Below are 19,379 nucleotides of genomic sequence, written 5' to 3'. Positions count from 1 at the left end.
CGACTCGGACGCCAATCTCAGCCGGTCGACCAGGCGACGCTCCCAGCCGGTCGGCCCGGTCGCGCTCCCAGCCAATCCGCCCGGATTACACTCCCAGCTGATCGCCCCGGGCCCGGGGCGCGATCTCAGCCGGTCATCCGGCCCCACTGTGGTCCGAGTCGGGCCCATTCCGCGTCCCAGCGGTCCATCCGTCGCCGCTCCAGCCGGCCGCGCACGACGAGCCCGGCGACGAACGGGACGGCGGCCGCGCTCAGCCCGACCAGGCCGCCGATCAGCGCGGACCGGAAGTGGGCCTCGGAGGCGGTGGCGGGCCGGGTGACGAGATGCCCCTGGGGGTCGGTCCAGACGGTGACCGGGGTGCCGACCTTGCTGCCGGCCGCGACCCGGGCCTGACCGGTGTGCGCGGAGCCGTCGGCGACGGTCCAGCCCACCCTCGCCCAGACCCGCTCGCCACCGGAGTCCTCGGCCTTCGGTCCGGACGTCCCCGGGGCCTTGTCCATGACATGCGCCACGACGGGGTGCCATTCGACGCGCTCGCGGGCGAGTCCGTCCTCGACCGACCGGGCCGCGGCGAGCCCGGCGAGCACCCCGGCCAGGAGGGTGAACAGCCAGGCACCGAGCAGCACCCAGGCCTCCACCGTGTCGGCTCGGCGCTTCAGCGGATTGCGCTGCCAGCGCCACAGCCAGACCTTCGGACCACGGAACGCCTTCAAAGGCATCCTCCTCACGCGCGCACGGACAGCCCGGACCGCCCTCCCATACGGGAGATGCCGCCCCGTTGCTCACGGCGAACTCCGAGTCGACGGTCGCACGACTGGCCCCGCTCGCGCAGGCGTCTTCCGGAACGCGTTCCCCCGACTTGTCCGACCGGTCGACACGACGGCGGTGACCTGCGATGACGCGATCCCTGAGGTGGCTGTCAGTGGTGAGGTGCAGACTGGCCGATATCTGAGTGCTGGCTGTGACAAAGGCGTCATGGAGGTGATCGGCATGACCGAAGTACTGCTCGCCGTGGGGACCCGGAAGGGGCTGTTTCTCGGGCGGCGGCGAGGTGGCACCTGGGCGTTCGACGAGAGTCCCTACTTCAACGCGCAGGCGATCTACTCGGTGGCCGTCGACACCCGGGGCGAGCGGCCCCGGTTGCTGGCGGGCGGCGACAGCGCGCACTGGGGGCCTTCGGTGTTCCACTCCGACGACCTGGGCCGTACCTGGACCGAACCGGCGCGGCCCGCCGTGAAGTTCCCCCAGGACACCCGCGCCTCGCTGGAGCGGGTCTGGCAGCTGCACCCGGCCGCCGCGGAACCGGAGGTGGTGTACGCGGGCACGGAACCGGCCGCGCTGTACCGCTCCGAGGACCGCGGGGAGAGCTTCGACCTGGTCCGGCCGCTGTGGGAGCACCCCACGCGCGACCAGTGGGTGCCGGGCGGCGGGGGCGAGGGCCTGCACACGGTCGTCACCGACCAGCGCGACGCCAAGGCGGTGACGGTGGCCGTCTCGACGGCCGGGGTGTTCCGCACCACCGACGGCGGCGCGAGCTGGGCACCCTCCAACTCCGGTGTCTCCGCGGTGTTCCTGCCGGATCCGAACCCGGAGTTCGGGCAGTGCGTGCACAAGATCGCCCAGGACGCGGGCAGTCCGGACCGGCTGTATCTGCAGAACCACTGGGGGGTGTACAGAAGCGACGACGCGGGAGCGCACTGGACCGACATCGGCGCGGGCCTGCCGTCCACGTTCGGCTTCGCGGCGGCCGCCCATCCGCACCGCGCGGAGACGGCGTACGTCTTCCCGATCAACGCCGACGCGGACCGGGTGCCGGCCCAGCACCGCTGCCGGGTCTTCCGTACGGCGGACGCGGGCCGGACCTGGGATCCGCTGTCGGCGGGGCTGCCGCCGGAGGACCACTACGGCACGGTGCTGCGCGACGCGCTCTGCACGGACGACGCGGACCCGGCCGGGGTGTACTTCGGCAACCGCAACGGCGAGGTGTTCGCCTCGGCCGACGACGGCGACAGCTGGCGCCAGTTGGCCTCCCATCTGCCGGACGTCCTGTGCGTACGCGCGGCGGTGATCGCCTGAGCCGGGGATCCGCACGGCGTCCGGCGCCACGGCGCCGTGGGCGGTCACATCGACGGGGGCTTCCGGCTGAAGTGGGTGACCGGGCGCTCCAGACGTTCGCCGTCGACGGTGATGTCCACCTCCTCGTTGTAGAAGGCGAGCAGGCCCTTGACCGGGCCGACCGCGGGCAGCGGGTCCGGGTAGCTCCAGACGATGTTCGGCGGCACGTCCGCATCGCCACGCCACGACCAGTACTCGGCGGTGCCCTTGTAGGGGCAGCCGGAGTGGTGCTCGGTCGCTTCCAGCAGGTCGAGGCGGACGTCCTCGCGCGGGATGTAGTAGCGCGTGGGCAGGCCGGTCTCGAAGAGCAGGACCGGGCGGTGGGTGTCGGCGACGATCGTGCCGTCGACCGAGACCTGGACGTGGCGGCTGCTCATGATCGCGTCCACCCGTTTGTGCGGGTCACGGGGGTGGACGAAGATCTCTTCCTCCTCCTCGTACCAGTGGTCGAGCCCCCTGCCGCTGCGCCGGAACCACTCGAAGGCGATGTGGTCCGCCAGGTCCGCGGCCGGGAAGGTCCAGGCGGCGTTCTCCAGCAGTTCGCCGCCGAGGTCGAGGTCGTAGAAGATCCGCGAGCCGGTGTGGGTGCCGACCGGCGGGTTCTTCGCCGGACGCAGGAGGTCCTGGCGGACGTCCGCGCGCGGGAACGCGTACAGCGGGACGGGTACGCCCGGCTCCCAGACCAGGACGGGACGGCGGCTGTCGACGACCGTGATGTCGCCCGTGCGGCCGCGCACCCAGCGCTCGCCGGGCTCCCACAGAAGACCTTCGGGGGTGGTCCGTACGGCTTGCAGGGTGGGGTGTGCGGTCATCGGCGGCGCTCCTTCGGACGGTTCACACGGTGACTTCGGCGACGTGGGGGGGGCGGTTCCCCCGCCGGGCGGCGAGCTGCTCGCGGTTCCACCACGGTAGCCGGGCCCGGATCCGGACGGACTGCCGCAACACTCCCGTCGTAATCCCTCCGCCTGATTGATCGTTGGGCCGTGCAACGACAACCGTCAGGGAGCACGCACCATGACCATCAGCCGCAGGGCACTGCTCGCCGCGGGGGCGGGCGCCGGACTGCTCACCGCTTGCGGGTCCGACACCGGGCGCGGCGATGACGCCGGCGCGGGGCCGCAGCTGTCGCAGTGGTACCACCAGTACGGGGAGACGGGCACCCAGCAGGCCGTGGAACGGTACGCCGCCGCGTACAGGCAGGCGAAGGTCGGCGTGGAGTGGCGGCCCGGCAACTACGACCAGCAGACCGCCGCCGCGCTGCTCACCGACTCCGGCCCCGACGTCTTCGAGGGCAGTCCCACCCTCGACCAGATCCAGGGCGGCCAGGTCGTCGACCTCAGCGACCTGCTCGACGGCGTCAAGGACGACTTCAACCCCGCCGTGCTCACCCCGAAGACGTACGACGGGAAGATCTGGGGCATCCCGCAGGTCATCGACACGCAGCTGCTCTACTACCGCAAGAGCCTGCTGAGCGACGCCGGCGTACAGCCGCCGGTCACCCTCGACGCACTCGTCGACGCCGCCGGAAAGCTGACCACGAAGAAGACCAAGGGGCTCTTCCTCGGCAACGACGGCGGTGCCGGGGTCGTCGGCGGAACTCCGCTGTACGCGGCCGGACTTCAGCTCGTCACCGACGACGGCAAGGTCGGCTTCGACGACCCGGCCGCCGCCCGCACCCTCGCCAAGCTCCACCAGTTGTACGCCGACAGGTCCCTGCTCCTCGGCGCCCCCGCCGACTGGTCCGACCCGTCCGCCTTCCTCCAGGGTCTGACCGCCATGCAGTGGTCCGGCCTGTGGGCGCTGCCCCAGGTGCAGAAGGAACTCGGCGACGATTTCGGGGTGCTGCCGTTCCCCGAGGACGGATCGGGCGCTCCCTCCGTGCCCGTCGGCGCGTACGGAGCCGCCGTCAGCGCCCGCAGCCGGCATCAGGCCACCGCCAAGGACTTCGTGAGGTGGCTGTGGGTCGAACGCACCGACTACCAGGAGGACTTCGCGCTCTCCTACGGCTTTCACATCCCCGCCCGCATCTCGCTGGCCAGGAAGGCCGACCGGCTGAAGTCGGGCGCAGCCGCCGAGGCCGTCCGCCTCACCACCGAACACGGTTACGCCCAGCCGTTGTTGTGGACTCCGGCCAGTCAGACCGCCTACCAGGACGCGCTGAGCCGGATCATCAAGAACGGGGCGAACCCGGAGAGCGAGCTGCGGACGGTCGTCCGCACGGTGTCGGCCGAACTCGACCGGGTGAAGAGGAAGTCGTGACGGCCCGGCACATGGTGCGCAACCGCACGCTGTGGTTCTGGATCTTCGTCGGCCCGTTCACCCTCGGGCTCGGTCTGTTCACCTACGTCCCGCTGCTGTGGAGCGTCGCCCTCAGCCTCTTCGACGCCCACAACACCGTCACCCCCACCGACTTCGTCGGCCTCGACAACTACACGGCCATGCTGTCGGACGACGCCTTCGTCGACAGCCTGCGCACCTTCCTGGTCTTCACGGCGTTCATCGTGCCCGCGACGTACGTGTTCTCGCTGGCCCTCGCCCTGATGGTCAACCGGGTACGCCGGGCACGGGCGTTCTTCCGGTCGGTGTTCTTCCTCCCGGCCGCGTGCAGTTACGTCGTCGCCGCCCTCGTCTGGAAGATGTCGGTCTTCAGCGGAGTGCGGTTCGGGCTCGCCAACACCGTGCTCGGCTGGTTCGGCGGCGATCCGGTCGCCTGGCTGTCGACCACCGATCCGCCCTGGTACTGGCTGGTGATCGTGACGGTACGGCTGTGGCTCCAGGCGGGCTTCTACATGATCCTCTTCCTGGCCGGGCTGCAGCGGATCGACCCCGGGCTGTACGAGGCCGCCGCGGTCGACGGCGCCCGGCCGGGCCGGCAGATGCTGCGGCACATCACGCTGCCCCAGTTGCGGGCCACGTCGGTCGCGGTCGTCCTGCTCCTCGTCGTCAACGCCTTCCAGGCCTTCGACGAGTTCTACAACCTTCTCTCGGACGCCCGTGGTTACCCGCCCTACGCCCGTCCGCCGCTCGTCTACCTCTACTACATCGCCCTCGGCCAGGGGCAGAACCTCGGGCTCGGCAGCGCGGGTGCGGTGATCCTCTCGCTGATCGTCGTGGTGGTGACGGTGGGTCAGGCGCGCTGGTTCGGTCTGGGCAGGAGGGAGGCGTGACCATGGAGGACTCGGTGGTACGAGCCGGCCGCGCCCTGCGGCTGGTCCTGCTGATCGCGCTGGCGCTGCTCTTCCTCATCCCCTTCTATCTCCTCGTGCGCAACGGGCTGTCGAGCGAGCGGGACATCACGGCTCCCGAATGGACCTTCTTCCCCTCGGAGTTGAGGTGGGGGAACGTGACGGAGCTCTTCGACGACGCCTCCGTCCCCTTCGCCCGCTCGCTGCTCAACTCCGCGCTGATCGCCGTCGCGACGACGCTCGGCACCCTGCTGCTCGCCTCGCTCGCCGGGTACGGCCTGGCCCGCATCCCCTACCGGCACGCGAACAAGGTCTTCTACGCCGTCCTCGGCACCCTGACGGTCCCGGCCGCCGTCACCTTCGTCCCGGGTTTCGTGCTCGTGTCGTCGCTGGGCTGGATCTCGACCTGTCGGGGGCTCATCGTCCCGACGCTGTTCTCCGCCTTCGCCTGCTTCGTCTTCCGGCAGCACTTCCTGGGCTTTCCAAGGGAGTTGGAGGACGCGGCCCAGGTCGACGGGCTGGGCTACTGGCGGACGTACTGGCTGATCGTCGTGCCGAACGCACGGCCCGTCTTCGCCGCCGTCGGGACGATCGTGTTCATCGGCGCGTGGAACTCCTTCCTGTGGCCGCTGGTGATCGGGCAGGACCGCAGCGCCTGGACGGTGCAGGTGGCGCTGTCGTCCTTCACCACGTCCCAGGTCGTCAGGCTCCACGAGCTGTTCGTCGCGGCGGCCGTGTCGATCCTGCCGTTGCTGGCCGTGTTCCTGTGCTTCCAGCGGTGGATCGTGGCAGGCGTGGAACGGTCCGGGATCGACTGAGGGGCCGCATCGGCCCCTGCCGACCGCGACGGGGCCCGCGACCGGCTCCAGCACGACCGCCGGCTGATCGGCCGGCGGTCGTCCTCCTGCGCGCTACGGCAGTTGCCAGTCCACCGGCTGTGCCCCCTGCTCGACGAGCAGGTCGTTGGCCCGGCTGAACGGGCGGGAGCCGAAGAAGCCACGGTCCGCCGACATCGGAGACGGATGCGCGGACTCGATCGCCGGCAACTGGCCGAGCAACGGGCGGAGATTGCGCGCGTCCCGCCCCCACAGCACCGACACCAGCGGCTTACCGCGTGCGGCAAGGGCCCGGATGGCCTGCTCGGTGACCTCCTCCCAGCCCTTGCCCCGGTGGGCGCCCGGGCTGCGCGGGGCGGTGGTCAGCGCCCTGTTGAGCAGCAGGACGCCCTGCCGCGTCCACGGCGTCAGATCGCCGTTCGACGGCCTGGGCAGCCCGAGGTCGGAGTGCATCTCCCGGAAGATGTTCTCCAGGCTTCCCGGCAGCGAACGCACATCGGGCGAGACCGCGAAGCTCAATCCGATGGCCATTCCCGGCGTGGGGTAGGGGTCCTGGCCCACGATCAGGACGCGGACGTCGTCGAAGGGCTGTTGGAAGGCCCGCAGGACATTCGCCCCGGACGGAAGGTAGGTCCGGCCCGCCGCTATCTCGGCGCGGAGGAAGTCCCCCATCGCCGCGATACGTTCGGCGACAGGCTCAAGAGCCTTCGCCCAGCCCGCTTCAACAAGTTCATGCAAAGGTCGTGGTGCCACGGCGCGTCACTCTACTGGCACAGACTGACACCCCGCACACGCAGTCGCACCTCCGCGCAGCAGCCGTCCCTCAGCCGCTACTCTTCGTCCTCGTCGAGATCGTCGGGACCCTCGGGACAGTCGAGTGGATCAGGCAGCCGGTCACCAGGAAGGCGGGGGAGCTTGTCCCATCCAGCGTTCAAGCCACTCCTTCGTTCGCGGCACCCTGATCCCTCGCCCGTGCCGGCGGACCGGCGTCTGCCGTGAGCGGCGCGGGGGCTCCCGCCACCGGATCCGAAGGCTCCGGGCCCGGCTTTCTCGCCGTCGACTCCGGCGGTTCAGGGCTGCGGGCCGTCGTAGGGGTGCCGGGGCGTGCTCCCTCGGGGCCACGGGAGTCCCGCGAGCCGGTGCGTACGGGGGCGCGCGGCATCGACCCCGGGCATCTGCTGGAGCAACTCCTGCCCATGGCTCGGGCGTTGATCGCCGAGTACGGGCTGGACGGGGTGGCTACGGTCGTCGTCGGTGCGGCGGGGCTGGCCACTCTCGGGGACGCGCTGCGGGCCGAGCTGCCGGGCGCGCTGACGCGCGAGCTCGGCGTGCGGACGGTCGCGCTGGCCGCCGACGCCGTGACGGCGTACGTCGGCGCGCTGGGCCCGCGTCCGGGCGCGGTGGTCGCCGCCGGTACCGGGCTGATCGCGATCGGTACCGATCTCACCGGGTGGCGGCGGGCGGACGGCTGGGGGCATCTGCTGGGCGACTGCGGCGGCGGGGCCTGGATCGGCCGGGCGGGGCTGGAGGCGGCGCTGCGCGCCTTCGACGGGCGGGACGGCGGCTCGGCCGCGCTGCGGGCGGCTGCCGAGGAGCGGTTCGGGCCGCTGCCCGGGCTGCCCGGGCTGCTCTATCCGCGCACGGACCGGCCCGCCGTACTGGCCTCGTTCGCCCCGCTGGTCGCGGACCGCGCCGCACACGACCCGGTCGCGGCCGGGATCCTGCGTGCCGCGGCCCGGCACATGGCCGAGTCGGCCGCCGCGGTCTGCCCCACGGCCGGTGAGCCCCGAGTCGCTCTCACCGGCGGTCTGTTCCAGCTGGGCGACCCGCTTCTCGTGCCCCTGGCGGAGGAGTTGACCGGCCTGCTGCCGCGGGCGCGGCAGGTACCGGCGGAGGGCGATCCGCTGTGCGGAGCGGTACGCGTCGCGAGTGACCTGGTCATCGGGCGGCTCACTCTGCCGGGTGATGAACGGATGTTCTCCGTGGTGCACACAAAAGGTGATTGATCCCATCGGGGCATGAAGTGTCCGACAGATGATGGGATCACCTCCGAATCATGCGTAACTCATCAGACAAAACCGGACGGATACCGCTCACCTGCACCCTCCCCGAACAAGGGAGCCCAGATAGCCAGTAACATGCGGCGCCATGAGCTCCCCCACTGGGCCCGCCGGCCTGCCTGTACGAATGCCGCGCCCCCGCCAGCCCGGACGGCACCGCCGCCCCGAGCCGCTGGTGGCGCCCGAGGACGCGCCCGCGCTCGTCCTCGCGGTGCCGGGTACGCCCAGCGCGGCCACGCGCGGCCTCGCCGAGGAGGTCGTGAGCATCGCCCGTTCCGAGCTGCCCGGCCTGGACGCCCGCATCGGGTACCTGGACGGGAACGACACGGAGTTCCCCACCCTCCAGTCCGTGCTCGCCCGTGCCGCCGAGGAGCGCACCGCCCGCTACGAGCAGGCCGTCGCCGCCGGTGTCGAGGGCATCAAGGCGCCCGACGGCCCGGTCGCGGTCGTCGTGCCGCTGCTGGCCGGCCCGGACAGCGCGCTGCTGCGCCAGGTCCGCCAGGCCGTCATGGAGAGCCGGGTCGCGGCCGACCTGACCGACGTCCTCGGCCCGCACCCGCTGCTCGCCGAGGCCCTGCACGTGCGCCTCTCGGAGGCGGGGCTGGCCCGTGCCGACCGCGCGCGCCTGTTCACGGTGGCGACGGCCGCCGACGGCATCATCCTCGCGTCCGTGGGCGGCGAGGAGGCCGTCCAGGCCGCCGGCATCACCGGCATGCTGCTCGCCGCGCGCCTCGCCGTGCCGGTGATGGCCGCCGCGCTGGACCAGGAGGGCTCGATCGCGTCCGTCGCCGACCAGCTGCGCGGGTCGGGGTCGCAGCAGCTGGCGCTGGCGCCGTATCTGATAGGGCCGGAGATCGACGCGGGCCTGCTGGCCGCGGCCGCCGAGGAGGCCGGTTGCGCCACCGCCGAGCCGCTGGGCCCGTATCCGGCGATCGGGAAGCTGGCGCTGGCCAAGTACACGACGGCGCTCGGGATCGCTCCGCAGCAGCCGCAGGGGGCGCCGGTTCGCTGACGCGGGTCGGGCCGTGCCGGAGGGGTCCTTTCCCGGAGGGCCCCGTCGGTTGTTTTCCGGGGCGGTGCGGACCGTTCTCGGCTGCGGGCCGGTGGGGGCTGGTCGCGCGGTTCCCCGCGCCCCTTGCGGGGCGCTCTTCAGCCGAAGATCACACAGGAGGCCGCCGGGACCTCCACCGAGCCGTCGTAACGCGGCAGGCCGGTCTCCGGGTCGATGGCGAACCATGTGACGTTCCCTGAGCGTTCGTTCGCCGCGTACAGAAACCCTTCCGACTCCGTGAGCGCCCGCGGCCAGTGGCCCCCGCAGGGCACCGTCGCCGTCAGGTGCAGGCGGTCCTCCTCGACCGTGAACGTGGTCAGGACGTCCTCTCCCCTGGTCGCCGTCCAGACGAAGCGGCCGTCGGGGGACACCGCGATGCCGGAGGGGTACGCGTCGCCGGCGGGGGCGCCCGGGAGCACCGGGGTCTCGCTCAGCGGCCTCAGGGAGCCGGTGCCCGCCTCCCAGCGGCAGACCGTGACGGTCGGGGTGAGTTCGTTGACCACGTAGGCGTACCGGCCGGCGGGGTGGAAGGCCAGGTGGCGGGGGCCGGAGCCGGGGCGCAGGGCGATCTCGCGGTGGACGGCGAGGGCGCCGTCTCTCAAGGTGCAGACACGGACCGAGTCGGTGCCGAGGTCGACGCTGACCGCCCAGCGGCCACTGGGGTCCGGTTGCACCTGGTGGGCGTGCGGGCCGCGCTGGCGCCGTTCGTGCGGGCCCGAGCCGGTGTGCTGGAGGACCCCGGAGGGGGTGCCGGCGAGGGTGCCGTCGGGGCGGACGGGGACGGCGGTGACGCTGCCGGAACCGTAGTTGGCGGTCAGGACGTGGCCGTCGAGGACGCCCAGGTGGGTGGGGCCGCTGGCGTCGACCGGGACCGGTGGTCCGGCGAGCCGTGGCTTGTCGTCGTGGACGTGGTAGGCGGCCACCGCGCCGTCGGCGGTCTCGCTGACCGCGTACAGGGTGCGCCCGCCTGGTGCGAGCGCCAGATACGACGGGTCGGGGACGCCGTCGACGCTCTCCAGGAGGGCCAGGGCGCCGCTGTGCGGATGGACCGCCGCCGTGACGACCCCGGGTCCGCCCGCCGCCGTGAACGACCCGATGAACGCCCTCCGCCGCCTGCCGCCGTCTGCCACCGTTGTCCCCTCTCGATACGAGTCTCGATACGAGCCGATACGAGCCGATGCGCGTCGGTACGAGTCAGTACGAGTCGACCCGGGGCCGACGGTAGCAGTTGGCGGTCTAGACCAAGACGTCCGGGGCGGCGCGTCTCAGGCGCCGACCAGCGGGGAGCCCGAGGGGGTGCGCAGGGGTTCGCCGAGTTCGGCCAGGGCGCGTTCCAGGCCGTGCAGATGGGCGAGGGCGGGTTCGGTGGGCGGCTCGGCCGGGTCGGCGATGTGCTCCGACCCCCTGGTCAGGGCCGCTACGGCCGCCTCGACTCGCCAGCAGGCGGCGGCCGGCCGGGCGTCGTGCGAGGCCTCCGGGTCGGCGGCGACGGCGACCAGACCGCGGATTTCCCGGGCGCAGTCGTCCAGCAGGGCGAGGACGAGGGCGGGCACGGCGATCGACTCCGGCGGCTCCGTACCAGTCAGCCCGCCGCCGGGCGAGAAGCAGATCGCCGGCCTGTGGCGCCTGGACGTCGCCCCGCGAGAGAAGACCTGTACCCGCAGCACGAGCACGGGAAGATCACCGGCGAGGGCGGGGCAACACAGTGGATCCACCGGCAATCCGGCACCGCCCAGCTCCTGCCGCGCCTCACCGCCCGCCGCACCCGCGGCCCGCTGTTCCTCACCGGCCGCGAGGCCCTCGCCGGAACGTCGGCCTTCGACGTGTGCCCGGAGACCGGCCGGGCCCGGCTCTCCTACCGCCGGGCCGAAGAGATCTTCGAGGAGAACACTCGGCTGCCGGCCAACCCTCTCGCCTCACCCCAAGACATCGAGGTCCCGGAGAGCCGGCCACCGCACCGGCTCCGGCACAGCGCCCTGACGCACGACGCCTTGGACGGCACCTCTGCCCCGACGCTGCCGGCCCGCTCCCGCCACACCTCCGTCCGCTCCCTGGAGCGGTACGCCCGCCCCGGAGCCGACGCGGTCGCCCGACACGTCGCGGACCATGGACCGCCAGACGAAGAGTGCGTTCTCGCCGTCACGGCGGGACAAGTGAGCGGCCGGCGGAGGGCGACACGGGGTGACATGTTCAGGAGGCGGGGCCGGACCCCGTCCCCCGGCGGGCACGGGCGAGGATCTCGTACAGCTCATCCAAGTCGTACTCGGCGCGCTGCGGACTGCCGTAGCGGGTGATCTTTCCCCGGCTCGCCCACTTGCGGATGGTGGCCTGGCTCACACCCGCCGCCAGGGCGGCAAGTTCGGTGGGCACTGTCCGCCGACCCTCCTTCGCCATCACGGTCCACCCTCACCCAACGCCGTGCGGACCCTGCCGGAGAGCAGCAGCCACTCCGCGGGCGGGACCGTGTGACCCCTGTCGCAGCCCACGCGGGAGAAGGCGGTCTCTCCCGTACCGGAGAGCAATGCGAACAGGGGCGCGGTGCAGCCGGGGTGGCAGCATCCCCCCAGGGACACCCGATGCACCCTCGGACCGAGCAGCGATCGGGAAGTGTCCGCGAGTGCGGCCAGTTCCACGTCCAGGTCCGGCCCCGCCGGGTGTTCGGACAGCCACCGCACGTGATTGCCGAGAAAGCGGAGCAGAGCGGGGACCTCCCCACCGGGAGCGGTCACCGACCGGCGCTCCGCGACGACGAGACCCGCCCAGGAGGTCAACAGGCTGGCGATCTGCGAGCGCAGCGACAGCACTCTCTCGTCGAGGCGTATGCCCACCGAGCGGGTGCCGCTGATCCGCTCCATCGGCCTTCCGCCCAGCGCGGTCAGTTCTTCCTCGCTTTCCCGATAGACCTCACCAATATCACTCAACCTGACACGCAGGCTCTCTCCGAGCGAACGGCGCGATGATTCATTCCTGGGCGTACGACACTGGTTCCTGGACCGCCCGGCTAACGATTCCGAGCAATCTTTATGCTCTTGCACTGCTGGCCTCGCATCCCTGTATCACGGATGATCCGTTAGTTTGCGGTAAGCACTCACAGGCTGGCCGGAAAACGTCTAGACACCCCGGCGCGCACCGCTCCACAACAACGCCATCAGACGTCAATACAGCGGTAATCGTGACGTAACCAAGGCAGGCGAAGAGCGCCATTGCTCCCCCGGATCCGACATTGGTCGCTACAACCATCAATTGTTGTACTAGCTGCTCAGCACGTGTCAACACGACCTCGCGTGGGACACGTCACGCACGACGAGGCAATCATGGTGTAGACCAATAGGCCCGAGGGGAACGGGAGTTGACATCGCTCGCCGACGACTGTCACACTCTTCGCGGGCCATCGGTCTGCCCATCCCCCAGCAAAAGCTCAGCCACCTGCACTTATTGCGGTGGCTTTCTTTTTTTGGGTCTTCTTTTCCTTCCTCCGCCCGCCGGCGTTCGGCCCGGCGGGTTTTTCGTGCCCGATCACGACCCCACCTTCGAGGGCTTCATGGATGATCAGCACAGCATTCGCAGAGGTGCACGGCCTTGTGCGCAAGCAGTGAACGCTCTTCATTCGATCCCCTACTTCACGACCGATTTGGCGACCGAACTCGCACCATTCGGCATAACCGACCATTCGAGTGTGTATCTGGCCGGACGGGCCTCCCCGCTCGGTACGGTGGACCCCGCCGTGGTGACCGCTGTGTTCAGCTCCTTCGCGCCCGGACTCATCGCCGAGAGAATCCCGGCGCTCTGGACGCTGATATCGCCCGCGCGCGCGATCCAGGCCCGCCAGGAAGCGGTCGCCGTCGCACTGGAGCGGCTTCTCGGCACCGACACCGTATGGTCGGCGGAGCTGGCGGAAGCGGCGAAGCTCGCGACCGCGGCGGCCGCCGCATGCGCTCCCGCGGGACGCCCCGTGTACGCGGCGAACTCGGCCCTCGACCTGCCGGACCGGCCCCATGTGGCGTTGTGGCACGCGGCGACGATGCTGCGGGAGTACCGCGGCGACGGCCACATCTCCGTCCTCGGTCACTTCGAGCTGGTGGGCGTGGACTCACTGGTCATCGACTGCGCGAGCAGTCACGGCATGGCCAAGGAGATCGTCATGCCCATGCGCGGCTGGACGGAGGCGGAATGGTCGGCGGGACGGGAGCGGCTCATCGACCGCGGGCTGATGGACGTTCAAGGAAGGCTGACCCCAGGCGGAGTCGCCGTACGGGACGAGGTCGAAGCGGAGACAGGCCGTCTCGACCGGCAGCCGTACGAGGCACTGGCGCCCGCCGACGTGGAGCGGCTGGGCCGGTATGTCCGTCGGCTGGTGGAGACGGCGGCCGATGCCGGGGTGTTCCCACCCCCGCTGCGCGGCTTCTTCGCACCCACGGCCGCCGTCTGGAACGCGCTCTGACCCCGAGATCCGCATCAGGAGAGAGGACCAGCCATGACGCTGCCGACGTCGGCCCCCGTGGGGCCGCCCACCGCTCTGTTCTCCCCCGAGTACTACCAGGACCCGCACACGCCCCTGGCCTGGCTCAGGGAGAACTCGCCCGTTCATGAGTTCCGCTTCCCCGTGGGCGACGTACGGACCTGGCTCGTGACCCGCTACGACGACGTCAAGGCCGTGCTGGCCGACCAGCGTTACAGCACCGAGGCCGGGACCTGGGGCAACACCGAGTTCCGCGCCGCCGGTCTGGTGGCCGCCGAGGGCACCATCCTGGAGCGGGGAATCACGGTGGTCGACCCGCCGTACCACACCCGACTCCGGCGGCGGGCGATGGGCGCGTTCACCACCCGCCGGGTGGAACAGTGGCGCACGACCGTGCGGGAGCAGGTCGGCCGGATCCTCGACGACTGTGCGAGCCGCGAGACCTTCGACGTGATGGACGACTACGCCGGGGAGGTGGCCGCCGGTGTCCTGGGCGAGATCCTCGGCATGCGGATCGAACGGCACCGGGAACTGGTCAGCGCGCTCAACGCGGCGTTCCCGTCCGACCCGGCACTGATCCACAAGGCTCCGGAGGGCTTCGGCCGGATCTGCGAGTACGCCGCCGAACTGGTCACCGAGAAGCGTGGCAGGCCTGACGACGACCTGACCTCCGCTCTGATCCAGGGCGACGACGGTGTCCAGCTGACCGAGGACGAGCTGACCGGCATCGTCGCGGCCGTCATCATGGGCGGCAGCGACACCGTGCGCGGCTTCATCGGCAACGCCGTGCTCTCCCTGCTCGACCACCCCGGTCAGGCTGACCTGCTGCGTACGGATCCGCAACTGGCCGAGCCGGCGGTGGAGGAACTGCTGCGCTACGACGGCGCGTTGAGCACCGCCCTGTTCCGGGTCACCACCGAGGAGGTGGAACTGGCGGGGACCACTCTGCCGGCGGGCGCGCCGGTGATCGTCGGGCTGCTGGCGGCGAACCGGGATCCCCGCCGGTTCGAGCGTCCGGAACTGCTCGACCTGCGGCGGACGGGTCACCGGCACGTCGGCTTCGGGCACGGGCTGCACAACTGCCTCGGCGCGGCGCTGGCCCGTCTGGAGGGGGCAATCGCCATCCCGGCCCTGTTCGAACGCTTTCCGGAGCTGCGGCTCGACGCGCCTCGGGACACCGTGCGGTACATCGACAACTGGGCGATCCGCCGTCTGGTCGCCCTGCCTGTCGCCGTGTCGGGCAAGACCGCGGACCGGGACCCCCGGCAGGGGGACCCGGACGTGACCGTCCCGACCGGTCTGCGCGGGCCGTCATGAGGGCTGTCGCCCGGATCGACCGCACGTTGTGCCTCGGAACGGGGCTGTGCGAGGCGATGGCCGACGACCTGTTCCTGCTGGCCGACGACGGCATCGCCGTCGCCCAGGAGGACCGCGGCCCGGAGGACCAAGGCCGGGGCGAACGGCCGGAACGGCTGCGCGCCATCGCGGACTGCTGCCCGACCGGCGCCATCACCGTCGCCGAGGAGACCGACTCCACGGCCGGACACGAGAGCAAGGGGTGAGAGCACATTGCGGACATGGGACACCGACGTCGTCGTGGCGGGGGCCGGGCCCGCCGGGCTGATGCTGGCCGCGGAGCTCCGGCTGGCCGGCGCGCGGGTCGTCGTGCTGGAGCAGGAGGACCGGCCCACCGCGGAGTCGCGGGGGATGGGATTCACCGCGCGCACCCTGGAAGTGTTCGACCAGCGTGGGCTGCTGCCGAGGTTCGGCGAGCTCAACCGCTCCCCCGGCGGCCACTTCGGCAGCGTACCCGTGGACTTCTCGGTCGGCGACGGACGGCACGCGAGCGTCACCGGCGTCTCCCAGGCCCGTACCGTCGCCGTACTCGGTGAATGGGCCGCGGAGCTCGGCGCCGATGTCCGCCGAGGGTGCCGGGTGACCGGGTTCACCGACTCCGGTGACGGGGTCGAGGTACAGGCGGAGGGACCTGACGGGGAGCTGCGTGTCACAGCACCCTATCTGGTGGGGTGCGACGGCGGACGGAGCGTGGTGCGACGGGCCGGGGGCTTCGACTTCCCCGGCATCGACGCCACCGCCGAGTTGTTGCTGGCCGACGTACGGGACCTCGAACTGCCGCCGAAGTGGTCGGGAGAGCGCCGCCCGGGCGGCATGCTGCTGGCCGCGCCCCTCGGGGACGGGATGGTGCGGGTCGTGGTCTCCGAACACGGCCGCGCGCCACGGCGGCGCACCGGGCCGCCGTCCTTCGACGAGGTGGCGGAGGCCTGGAAGCGGGTCAGCGGAGACGACATCTCCACGGCCACCCCGGTGTGGGTCAGCTCCTTCGGGGACGCGGCCCGGCAGGCCACCGAGTACCGCCGTGGCCGGGTACTGCTCGCCGGGGACGCGGCGCACGTACACCTGCCGGCCGGCGGTCAGGGAATGAACGTGAGCATCCAGGACGCGGTGAACCTCGGCTGGAAGCTGGGCGCCGTGGTCACCGGCCGGACACCCGGGACGCTGCTCGACACGTACCACGCCGAACGCCACCCGGTCGGCGCCGCCCTGCTGCGCAACACCCGGGCCCAGGCCCTGCTCTTCCTCGGCGGGCCCGAGACGCAGCCGCTGCGCGAGGTGCTCACCGAGGTGTTCCGGGGCGAGGAGGCGGCCAGGCTGCTCGCCGGGCTGGTCAGCGGCCTGGAGATCCGCTACGACGTCGGCCCCGGCGCTCATCCGCTGCTCGGGCGGCGGCTGCCGGACGTGCCACTCGTGCTGGAGGACGGGGAGAAGACCCGCAGCACCCGGCTGCTGCATCCGGCCCGCGGAGTGCTGTTGTCCCTGGCCGACGACCCCGGGCCCGGCCGCACCGCCCGCAAGTGGGCACCCCGCGTGGACGTCCGCCCCGCTCGCCTGGCCGAAACCCCGCCGACCGGCGAGACGGTCGAGGCCGGCGCCGTACTGGTCCGCCCCGACGGATACGTGGCCTGGGTGTCCGGGGACGGCGACCTCGACGCGGCCCTGCGCCGCCACTTCGGCGCGCCCGCTGTCTGAGCACGGCCAACACGACAGACCGGAAACCCGAAAGGCAGGACGCCCATGACCGACACCCGGGTCGACCCGGCCACTCCGCCCGACATCGACCGCGCGGACCTGGCCGCCGTCTTCATGAGTCACTGGTACGTGACGGGGGAGGAACAGGGCCGGGCGGTGCTCGACGAGGTCGCCGACGCCTGGGAGAAGGCCTCCCAACCCGACGATCTCCTCTCCTTCTCTTGCTATCTGAGCACCGGCAGCGAGCACTTCACCGTGATGACCTATGCCCAGTGGGCCCGGTCCGAGAGCCACCGCCCTTTCGTCCAGGGCCTGTCCGGGGCCGCAGCCGCGGTGGAGGCGGTCGAGTACCGCCTGCACCACAGTGTGCTGCTGGCCCCCGAGGCCGGACCGCCGGCCGCGATCGTCATCGCCAGCTTCGACGTCGACGGGCCCGGGCGGCAGCGGCACATCGTCTCCTCCGTCACGGACAACATCGAGAAGTCGCCGCGCGACGAGCAGACCGGGCTGATCGCCTCGCACTTCCACGTCAGCCGCGACGGCACCAGGGTGATCAACTTCGCCGAGTGGACGAGCGACGAGGAACACGTCGCGTTCCTCGAAGGGGCCACCCGGCACCGGTCGCTGCGGCTCGCCACGGACACCCCGGGGGTGCGCCCGATCGGCTTCACCCGCTACCACCTGTATCGCGCCATCGGCTCCTGAGACGTGGCCGAGAGGAACCGCCTGGCCCACCGAACTCCCGCTTTTGCAAGGATGGTTGGTGACCACAGCTTTCTGGTGAGAAGGAGCAACCCCATGACCGCTGCCCCCACCCGGTTCCCGGACGTCACCCGCACGGACGCCGGAGTCGCGCTGGTCACCCCGTTGTACGTCGGGACTCCCGAACTCCAGCGAACGGAGGTGGAGCGCATCCTGACCCCGTACCGGAGCGGCCCTCTGCCCGAAGGCTTCCTTTCCGTCAGCGTCTTCACCAGCACCGAGGGCGAGAACGTGCTGACGTACGCCCAGTGGACCTCCGACGACGCCTACCGCGCGTTCGTGCGCGACGGGGGGCTCGGCGAACCCGACGAGAACACCACGGAGCCGGTGCGCTACAAGCTCTACCGGGGCCGGGTACTGGAGCCGGGCAGCGTCCCCACGGCGCTGGTCGCCCCCGTCTTCGACGTGGACGGCCGGGACCGGCAGCGGCGCTCGATCGACAACCTCGTGGACGGCCCGCTGGGCACCCCCTTCCCGGGCCTGGTCGCCTCGCACTTCCACATGAGCCTCGACGGCACCCGCGTACTGAACTGGGCCGAGTGGGTCGACGAGGCGGCACACGAGGAGTTCATGAAGAGCAGCCGCCCCAAGGAGTGCCTGGAGGCCATCACGATGCCCGGCGTGCGCGGCATCGGCGGCAAACGGTACATCCTGGCAGGCGCCGTCGGCCGTTGACGTACCGGCGCCACACCCGGCCCAGGTCCCCCGGACCTGGGCCCTTCTCATGCCCTGAACAGAGCGCGTGTCCACCGTCGACCAGAGAAGGACAAGGTGAGATGGCATCGACGGCTTTCGTCTTTCCCGGCCAGGGATCCCAGCGGGTCGGCATGGGGCTCGACGTTCTGGGCCGCCGCCTGACTTCGCGGACACGCACTACCGCGTTGCCGACGAAGTGGTGGGCTTCAAGCTGTCCGAGCTGTGCTGGCGCGGGCCCGCCGAGCAACTCCAGGACACCGCGGTCACCCAGCCCGCCGTGTTCCTCACCAGCCTGATCGTCCTCGATGTCCTGCGGGCCCACGACGTGGACGCCGACCTGGTCGCCGGGCACAGCCTCGGCGAGTACGCGGCCCTGGTGGCGGCGGACGTCCTGGACTGGACCGACGCGTTGCGCCTCGTGGCGCTGCGGGGCCGGCTCATGGGCGCCGTCGATCGGCGGACTCCGGGCGCGATGGCCGCCTTTGCGGGCCTGGACCCGGCCCGAGTCGAGGCGGTCTGTGCGGCCGCCGCAGCCGAGAGCGGGCAGGTCGTCGAGATCGCCCATCTCAACGAGCCCGGCCAGACCGTCGTCTCGGGCCAGGTCACGGCCGTACGGAAGGCATCGGAGGCCGCGCTGGCGGCGGGCGCCCGGCGCGTGGTGCCGTTGCGTGTCGGGGCGCCCTTCCACTGCAGTCTGATGCGGGACATCGAGGACGAGTTCGCCGAGTCCCTCGCCTCGGTCGCCTTCCGCTCGCCGAGGATCCCGGTGCTCTCCAGTGTCACGGCGGAGCCGGTGGGGAGTGCGGAGGAGATCGTTGCGGCCCTGCGCGGCCAGCTCACCGCGCCGGTGCGGTGGACCGGGACGGTGACCGCCATGGCGGAGCGGGGCGCGAACCGGTTCGTCGAGACCGGCCCCGGGCGGGTGCTGGCCGGACTGTGCCGGAAGATCGCGCCTGGGCTGCCCGCCCACACCACCGGAACCGTCGAGGAGATCGCCCGGACAGTCGACGACATCCTGGCCGCCACCGCCGCGGCCCCCCGCTGACACACCGTGGAGGTTTCACCCACATGCTGCGCAAGGTGCTCATCGCCAACCGTGGCGAAATCGCTGTCCGCGTGGCCCGGGCCTGCCGGGACGCCGGGATCGGGAGCGTGGCCGTCTACGCG

General features: G+C 71.6%; 20 protein-coding genes and 1 pseudogene. 14 read left to right on the top strand and 7 right to left on the bottom strand.

The annotated features are described in order from the left end of the window. Positions 1-125 precede the first annotated feature (125 nt). Positions 126-719: a hypothetical protein gene (locus AB0D85_RS48700; protein ID WP_362336886.1), complete on the bottom strand. Its 594-nt coding sequence runs from the start codon at positions 717-719 to the stop codon at positions 126-128. 271 nt (positions 720-990) lie between these two features. Between AB0D85_RS48700 and AB0D85_RS48695 the strand changes: the two genes are divergently transcribed. Next, positions 991-2,076: an exo-alpha-sialidase gene (locus AB0D85_RS48695; protein WP_362336883.1), complete on the top strand. Its 1,086-nt coding sequence runs from the start codon at positions 991-993 to the stop codon at positions 2,074-2,076. Between the two features lie 44 nt (positions 2,077-2,120). Here AB0D85_RS48695 and AB0D85_RS48690 read toward each other — a convergent pair whose 3' ends face one another. Next, the gene (locus AB0D85_RS48690; RefSeq protein WP_362336880.1) at positions 2,121-2,927 is read right to left on the bottom strand and encodes a DUF427 domain-containing protein; all 807 of its coding nucleotides are present in this window, start codon (positions 2,925-2,927) and stop codon (positions 2,121-2,123) included. A 202-nt stretch (positions 2,928-3,129) separates the two neighbouring features. Here AB0D85_RS48690 and AB0D85_RS48685 point away from each other — a divergent pair, with 202 nt between their 5' ends. Genes AB0D85_RS48685 through AB0D85_RS48675 form a run of 3 tightly spaced genes read left to right on the top strand, consistent with a single transcriptional unit; the run spans position 3,130 to position 6,118 of the window. Continuing rightward, positions 3,130-4,374, top strand: coding sequence for an extracellular solute-binding protein (locus AB0D85_RS48685; RefSeq protein ID WP_362336877.1), 1,245 nt, complete (start codon positions 3,130-3,132; stop codon positions 4,372-4,374). Between the two features lie 11 nt (positions 4,375-4,385). Further along, a complete protein-coding gene (locus AB0D85_RS48680; protein WP_362336990.1) occupies positions 4,386-5,282 on the top strand; it encodes a sugar ABC transporter permease in 897 nt (298 codons plus the stop codon). A gap of 2 nt (positions 5,283-5,284) precedes the next feature. After that, positions 5,285-6,118 (top strand): carbohydrate ABC transporter permease, encoded by an 834-nt coding sequence (locus tag AB0D85_RS48675; protein ID WP_362336987.1) that lies wholly within the window; start codon positions 5,285-5,287, stop codon positions 6,116-6,118. Between the two features lie 93 nt (positions 6,119-6,211). On the opposite strand, the gene AB0D85_RS48670 is transcribed toward AB0D85_RS48675, so the two are convergent. After that, positions 6,212-6,889, bottom strand: coding sequence for a uracil-DNA glycosylase (locus AB0D85_RS48670; RefSeq protein ID WP_362336874.1), 678 nt, complete (start codon positions 6,887-6,889; stop codon positions 6,212-6,214). Between the two features lie 242 nt (positions 6,890-7,131). Between AB0D85_RS48670 and AB0D85_RS48665 the strand changes: the two genes are divergently transcribed. Together AB0D85_RS48665 and AB0D85_RS48660 are read left to right on the top strand one after the other, a co-directional pair. Next, positions 7,132-8,142, top strand: coding sequence for a BadF/BadG/BcrA/BcrD ATPase family protein (locus AB0D85_RS48665; protein WP_362336871.1), 1,011 nt, complete (start codon positions 7,132-7,134; stop codon positions 8,140-8,142). Between the two features lie 142 nt (positions 8,143-8,284). Next, positions 8,285-9,208 (top strand): hypothetical protein, encoded by a 924-nt coding sequence (locus AB0D85_RS48660; RefSeq protein ID WP_362336869.1) that lies wholly within the window; start codon positions 8,285-8,287, stop codon positions 9,206-9,208. 137 nt (positions 9,209-9,345) lie between these two features. Here the strand turns inward: AB0D85_RS48660 and AB0D85_RS48655 are convergent, their stop codons facing one another. The 4 genes and pseudogenes from AB0D85_RS48655 to AB0D85_RS48640 all read right to left on the bottom strand — a co-directional run bounded on the left by AB0D85_RS48655 (position 9,346) and on the right by AB0D85_RS48640 (position 12,102). Next, positions 9,346-10,377, bottom strand: coding sequence for a lactonase family protein (locus tag AB0D85_RS48655; protein WP_362336866.1), 1,032 nt, complete (start codon positions 10,375-10,377; stop codon positions 9,346-9,348). Positions 10,378-10,512: 135 nt separating this feature from the next. Next, a pseudogene (locus AB0D85_RS48650) lies at positions 10,513-10,788 on the bottom strand (FUSC family protein); the annotation flags it as partial. Positions 10,789-11,437: 649 nt separating this feature from the next. After that, positions 11,438-11,641: a hypothetical protein gene (locus AB0D85_RS48645; protein ID WP_362336863.1), complete on the bottom strand. Its 204-nt coding sequence runs from the start codon at positions 11,639-11,641 to the stop codon at positions 11,438-11,440. After that, positions 11,641-12,102, bottom strand: coding sequence for a hypothetical protein (locus tag AB0D85_RS48640; RefSeq protein ID WP_362336860.1), 462 nt, complete (start codon positions 12,100-12,102; stop codon positions 11,641-11,643). The genes AB0D85_RS48645 and AB0D85_RS48640 overlap by 1 nt, the downstream gene beginning before the upstream one ends. An 821-nt stretch (positions 12,103-12,923) precedes the next feature. On the opposite strand from AB0D85_RS48640, the gene AB0D85_RS48635 reads away from it, so the two are divergent. The 8 genes from AB0D85_RS48635 to AB0D85_RS48600 form a co-directional block, all read left to right on the top strand. Next, positions 12,924-13,688: a hypothetical protein gene (locus AB0D85_RS48635; protein ID WP_362336857.1), complete on the top strand. Its 765-nt coding sequence runs from the start codon at positions 12,924-12,926 to the stop codon at positions 13,686-13,688. Between the two features lie 33 nt (positions 13,689-13,721). Then, positions 13,722-15,023, top strand: coding sequence for a cytochrome P450 (locus tag AB0D85_RS48630; RefSeq protein ID WP_362336854.1), 1,302 nt, complete (start codon positions 13,722-13,724; stop codon positions 15,021-15,023). Next, entirely contained in the window at positions 15,020-15,268 is a 249-nt protein-coding gene (locus AB0D85_RS48625; protein WP_362336851.1) for a ferredoxin, read from the top strand. The genes AB0D85_RS48630 and AB0D85_RS48625 overlap by 4 nt, the downstream gene beginning before the upstream one ends. A gap of 7 nt (positions 15,269-15,275) precedes the next feature. Continuing rightward, positions 15,276-16,754, top strand: coding sequence for an FAD-dependent monooxygenase (locus AB0D85_RS48620; protein WP_362336848.1), 1,479 nt, complete (start codon positions 15,276-15,278; stop codon positions 16,752-16,754). 45 nt (positions 16,755-16,799) lie between these two features. Next, the gene (locus AB0D85_RS48615) at positions 16,800-17,459 is read left to right on the top strand and encodes a hypothetical protein (RefSeq protein WP_362336845.1); all 660 of its coding nucleotides are present in this window, start codon (positions 16,800-16,802) and stop codon (positions 17,457-17,459) included. Between the two features lie 93 nt (positions 17,460-17,552). Then, entirely contained in the window at positions 17,553-18,191 is a 639-nt protein-coding gene (locus AB0D85_RS48610; protein WP_362336842.1) for a monooxygenase, read from the top strand. 220 nt (positions 18,192-18,411) lie between these two features. Further along, positions 18,412-19,257 carry an ACP S-malonyltransferase gene (locus AB0D85_RS48605; RefSeq protein WP_362336839.1) on the top strand — a complete coding sequence of 282 codons (846 nt, stop codon included), beginning with the start codon at positions 18,412-18,414 and terminating at the stop codon, positions 19,255-19,257. Positions 19,258-19,283: 26 nt separating this feature from the next. Next, the coding region (locus tag AB0D85_RS48600) for a biotin carboxylase N-terminal domain-containing protein (RefSeq protein ID WP_281179312.1) at positions 19,284-19,379 on the top strand (96 nt) is incomplete at its 3' end.

The organism is Streptomyces sp. NPDC048277 (assembly GCF_040652235.1).
Taxonomy (GTDB): domain Bacteria; phylum Actinomycetota; class Actinomycetes; order Streptomycetales; family Streptomycetaceae; genus Streptomyces.
This window is presented reverse-complemented; position numbering and strand designations above follow the sequence as displayed.

Bases quoted from the DNA above. Each gene is read 5' to 3' on its own strand.
- AB0D85_RS48700 (WP_362336886.1), bottom strand. From the start codon at position 719: ATGCCTTTGAAGGCGTTCCGTGGTCCGAAGGTCTGGCTGTGGCGCTGG.
- AB0D85_RS48695 (WP_362336883.1), top strand. From the start codon at position 991: ATGACCGAAGTACTGCTCGCCGTGGGGACCCGGAAGGGGCTGTTTCTC.
- AB0D85_RS48690 (WP_362336880.1), bottom strand. From the start codon at position 2,927: ATGACCGCACACCCCACCCTGCAAGCCGTACGGACCACCCCCGAAGGT.
- AB0D85_RS48685 (WP_362336877.1), top strand. From the start codon at position 3,130: ATGACCATCAGCCGCAGGGCACTGCTCGCCGCGGGGGCGGGCGCCGGA.
- AB0D85_RS48680 (WP_362336990.1), top strand. From the start codon at position 4,386: ATGGTGCGCAACCGCACGCTGTGGTTCTGGATCTTCGTCGGCCCGTTC.
- AB0D85_RS48675 (WP_362336987.1), top strand. From the start codon at position 5,285: ATGGAGGACTCGGTGGTACGAGCCGGCCGCGCCCTGCGGCTGGTCCTG.
- AB0D85_RS48660 (WP_362336869.1), top strand. From the start codon at position 8,285: ATGAGCTCCCCCACTGGGCCCGCCGGCCTGCCTGTACGAATGCCGCGC.
- AB0D85_RS48645 (WP_362336863.1), bottom strand. From the start codon at position 11,641: ATGGCGAAGGAGGGTCGGCGGACAGTGCCCACCGAACTTGCCGCCCTG.
- AB0D85_RS48640 (WP_362336860.1), bottom strand. From the start codon at position 12,102: ATGGAGCGGATCAGCGGCACCCGCTCGGTGGGCATACGCCTCGACGAG.
- AB0D85_RS48630 (WP_362336854.1), top strand. From the start codon at position 13,722: ATGACGCTGCCGACGTCGGCCCCCGTGGGGCCGCCCACCGCTCTGTTC.
- AB0D85_RS48625 (WP_362336851.1), top strand. From the start codon at position 15,020: ATGAGGGCTGTCGCCCGGATCGACCGCACGTTGTGCCTCGGAACGGGG.
- AB0D85_RS48615 (WP_362336845.1), top strand. From the start codon at position 16,800: ATGACCGACACCCGGGTCGACCCGGCCACTCCGCCCGACATCGACCGC.
- AB0D85_RS48610 (WP_362336842.1), top strand. From the start codon at position 17,553: ATGACCGCTGCCCCCACCCGGTTCCCGGACGTCACCCGCACGGACGCC.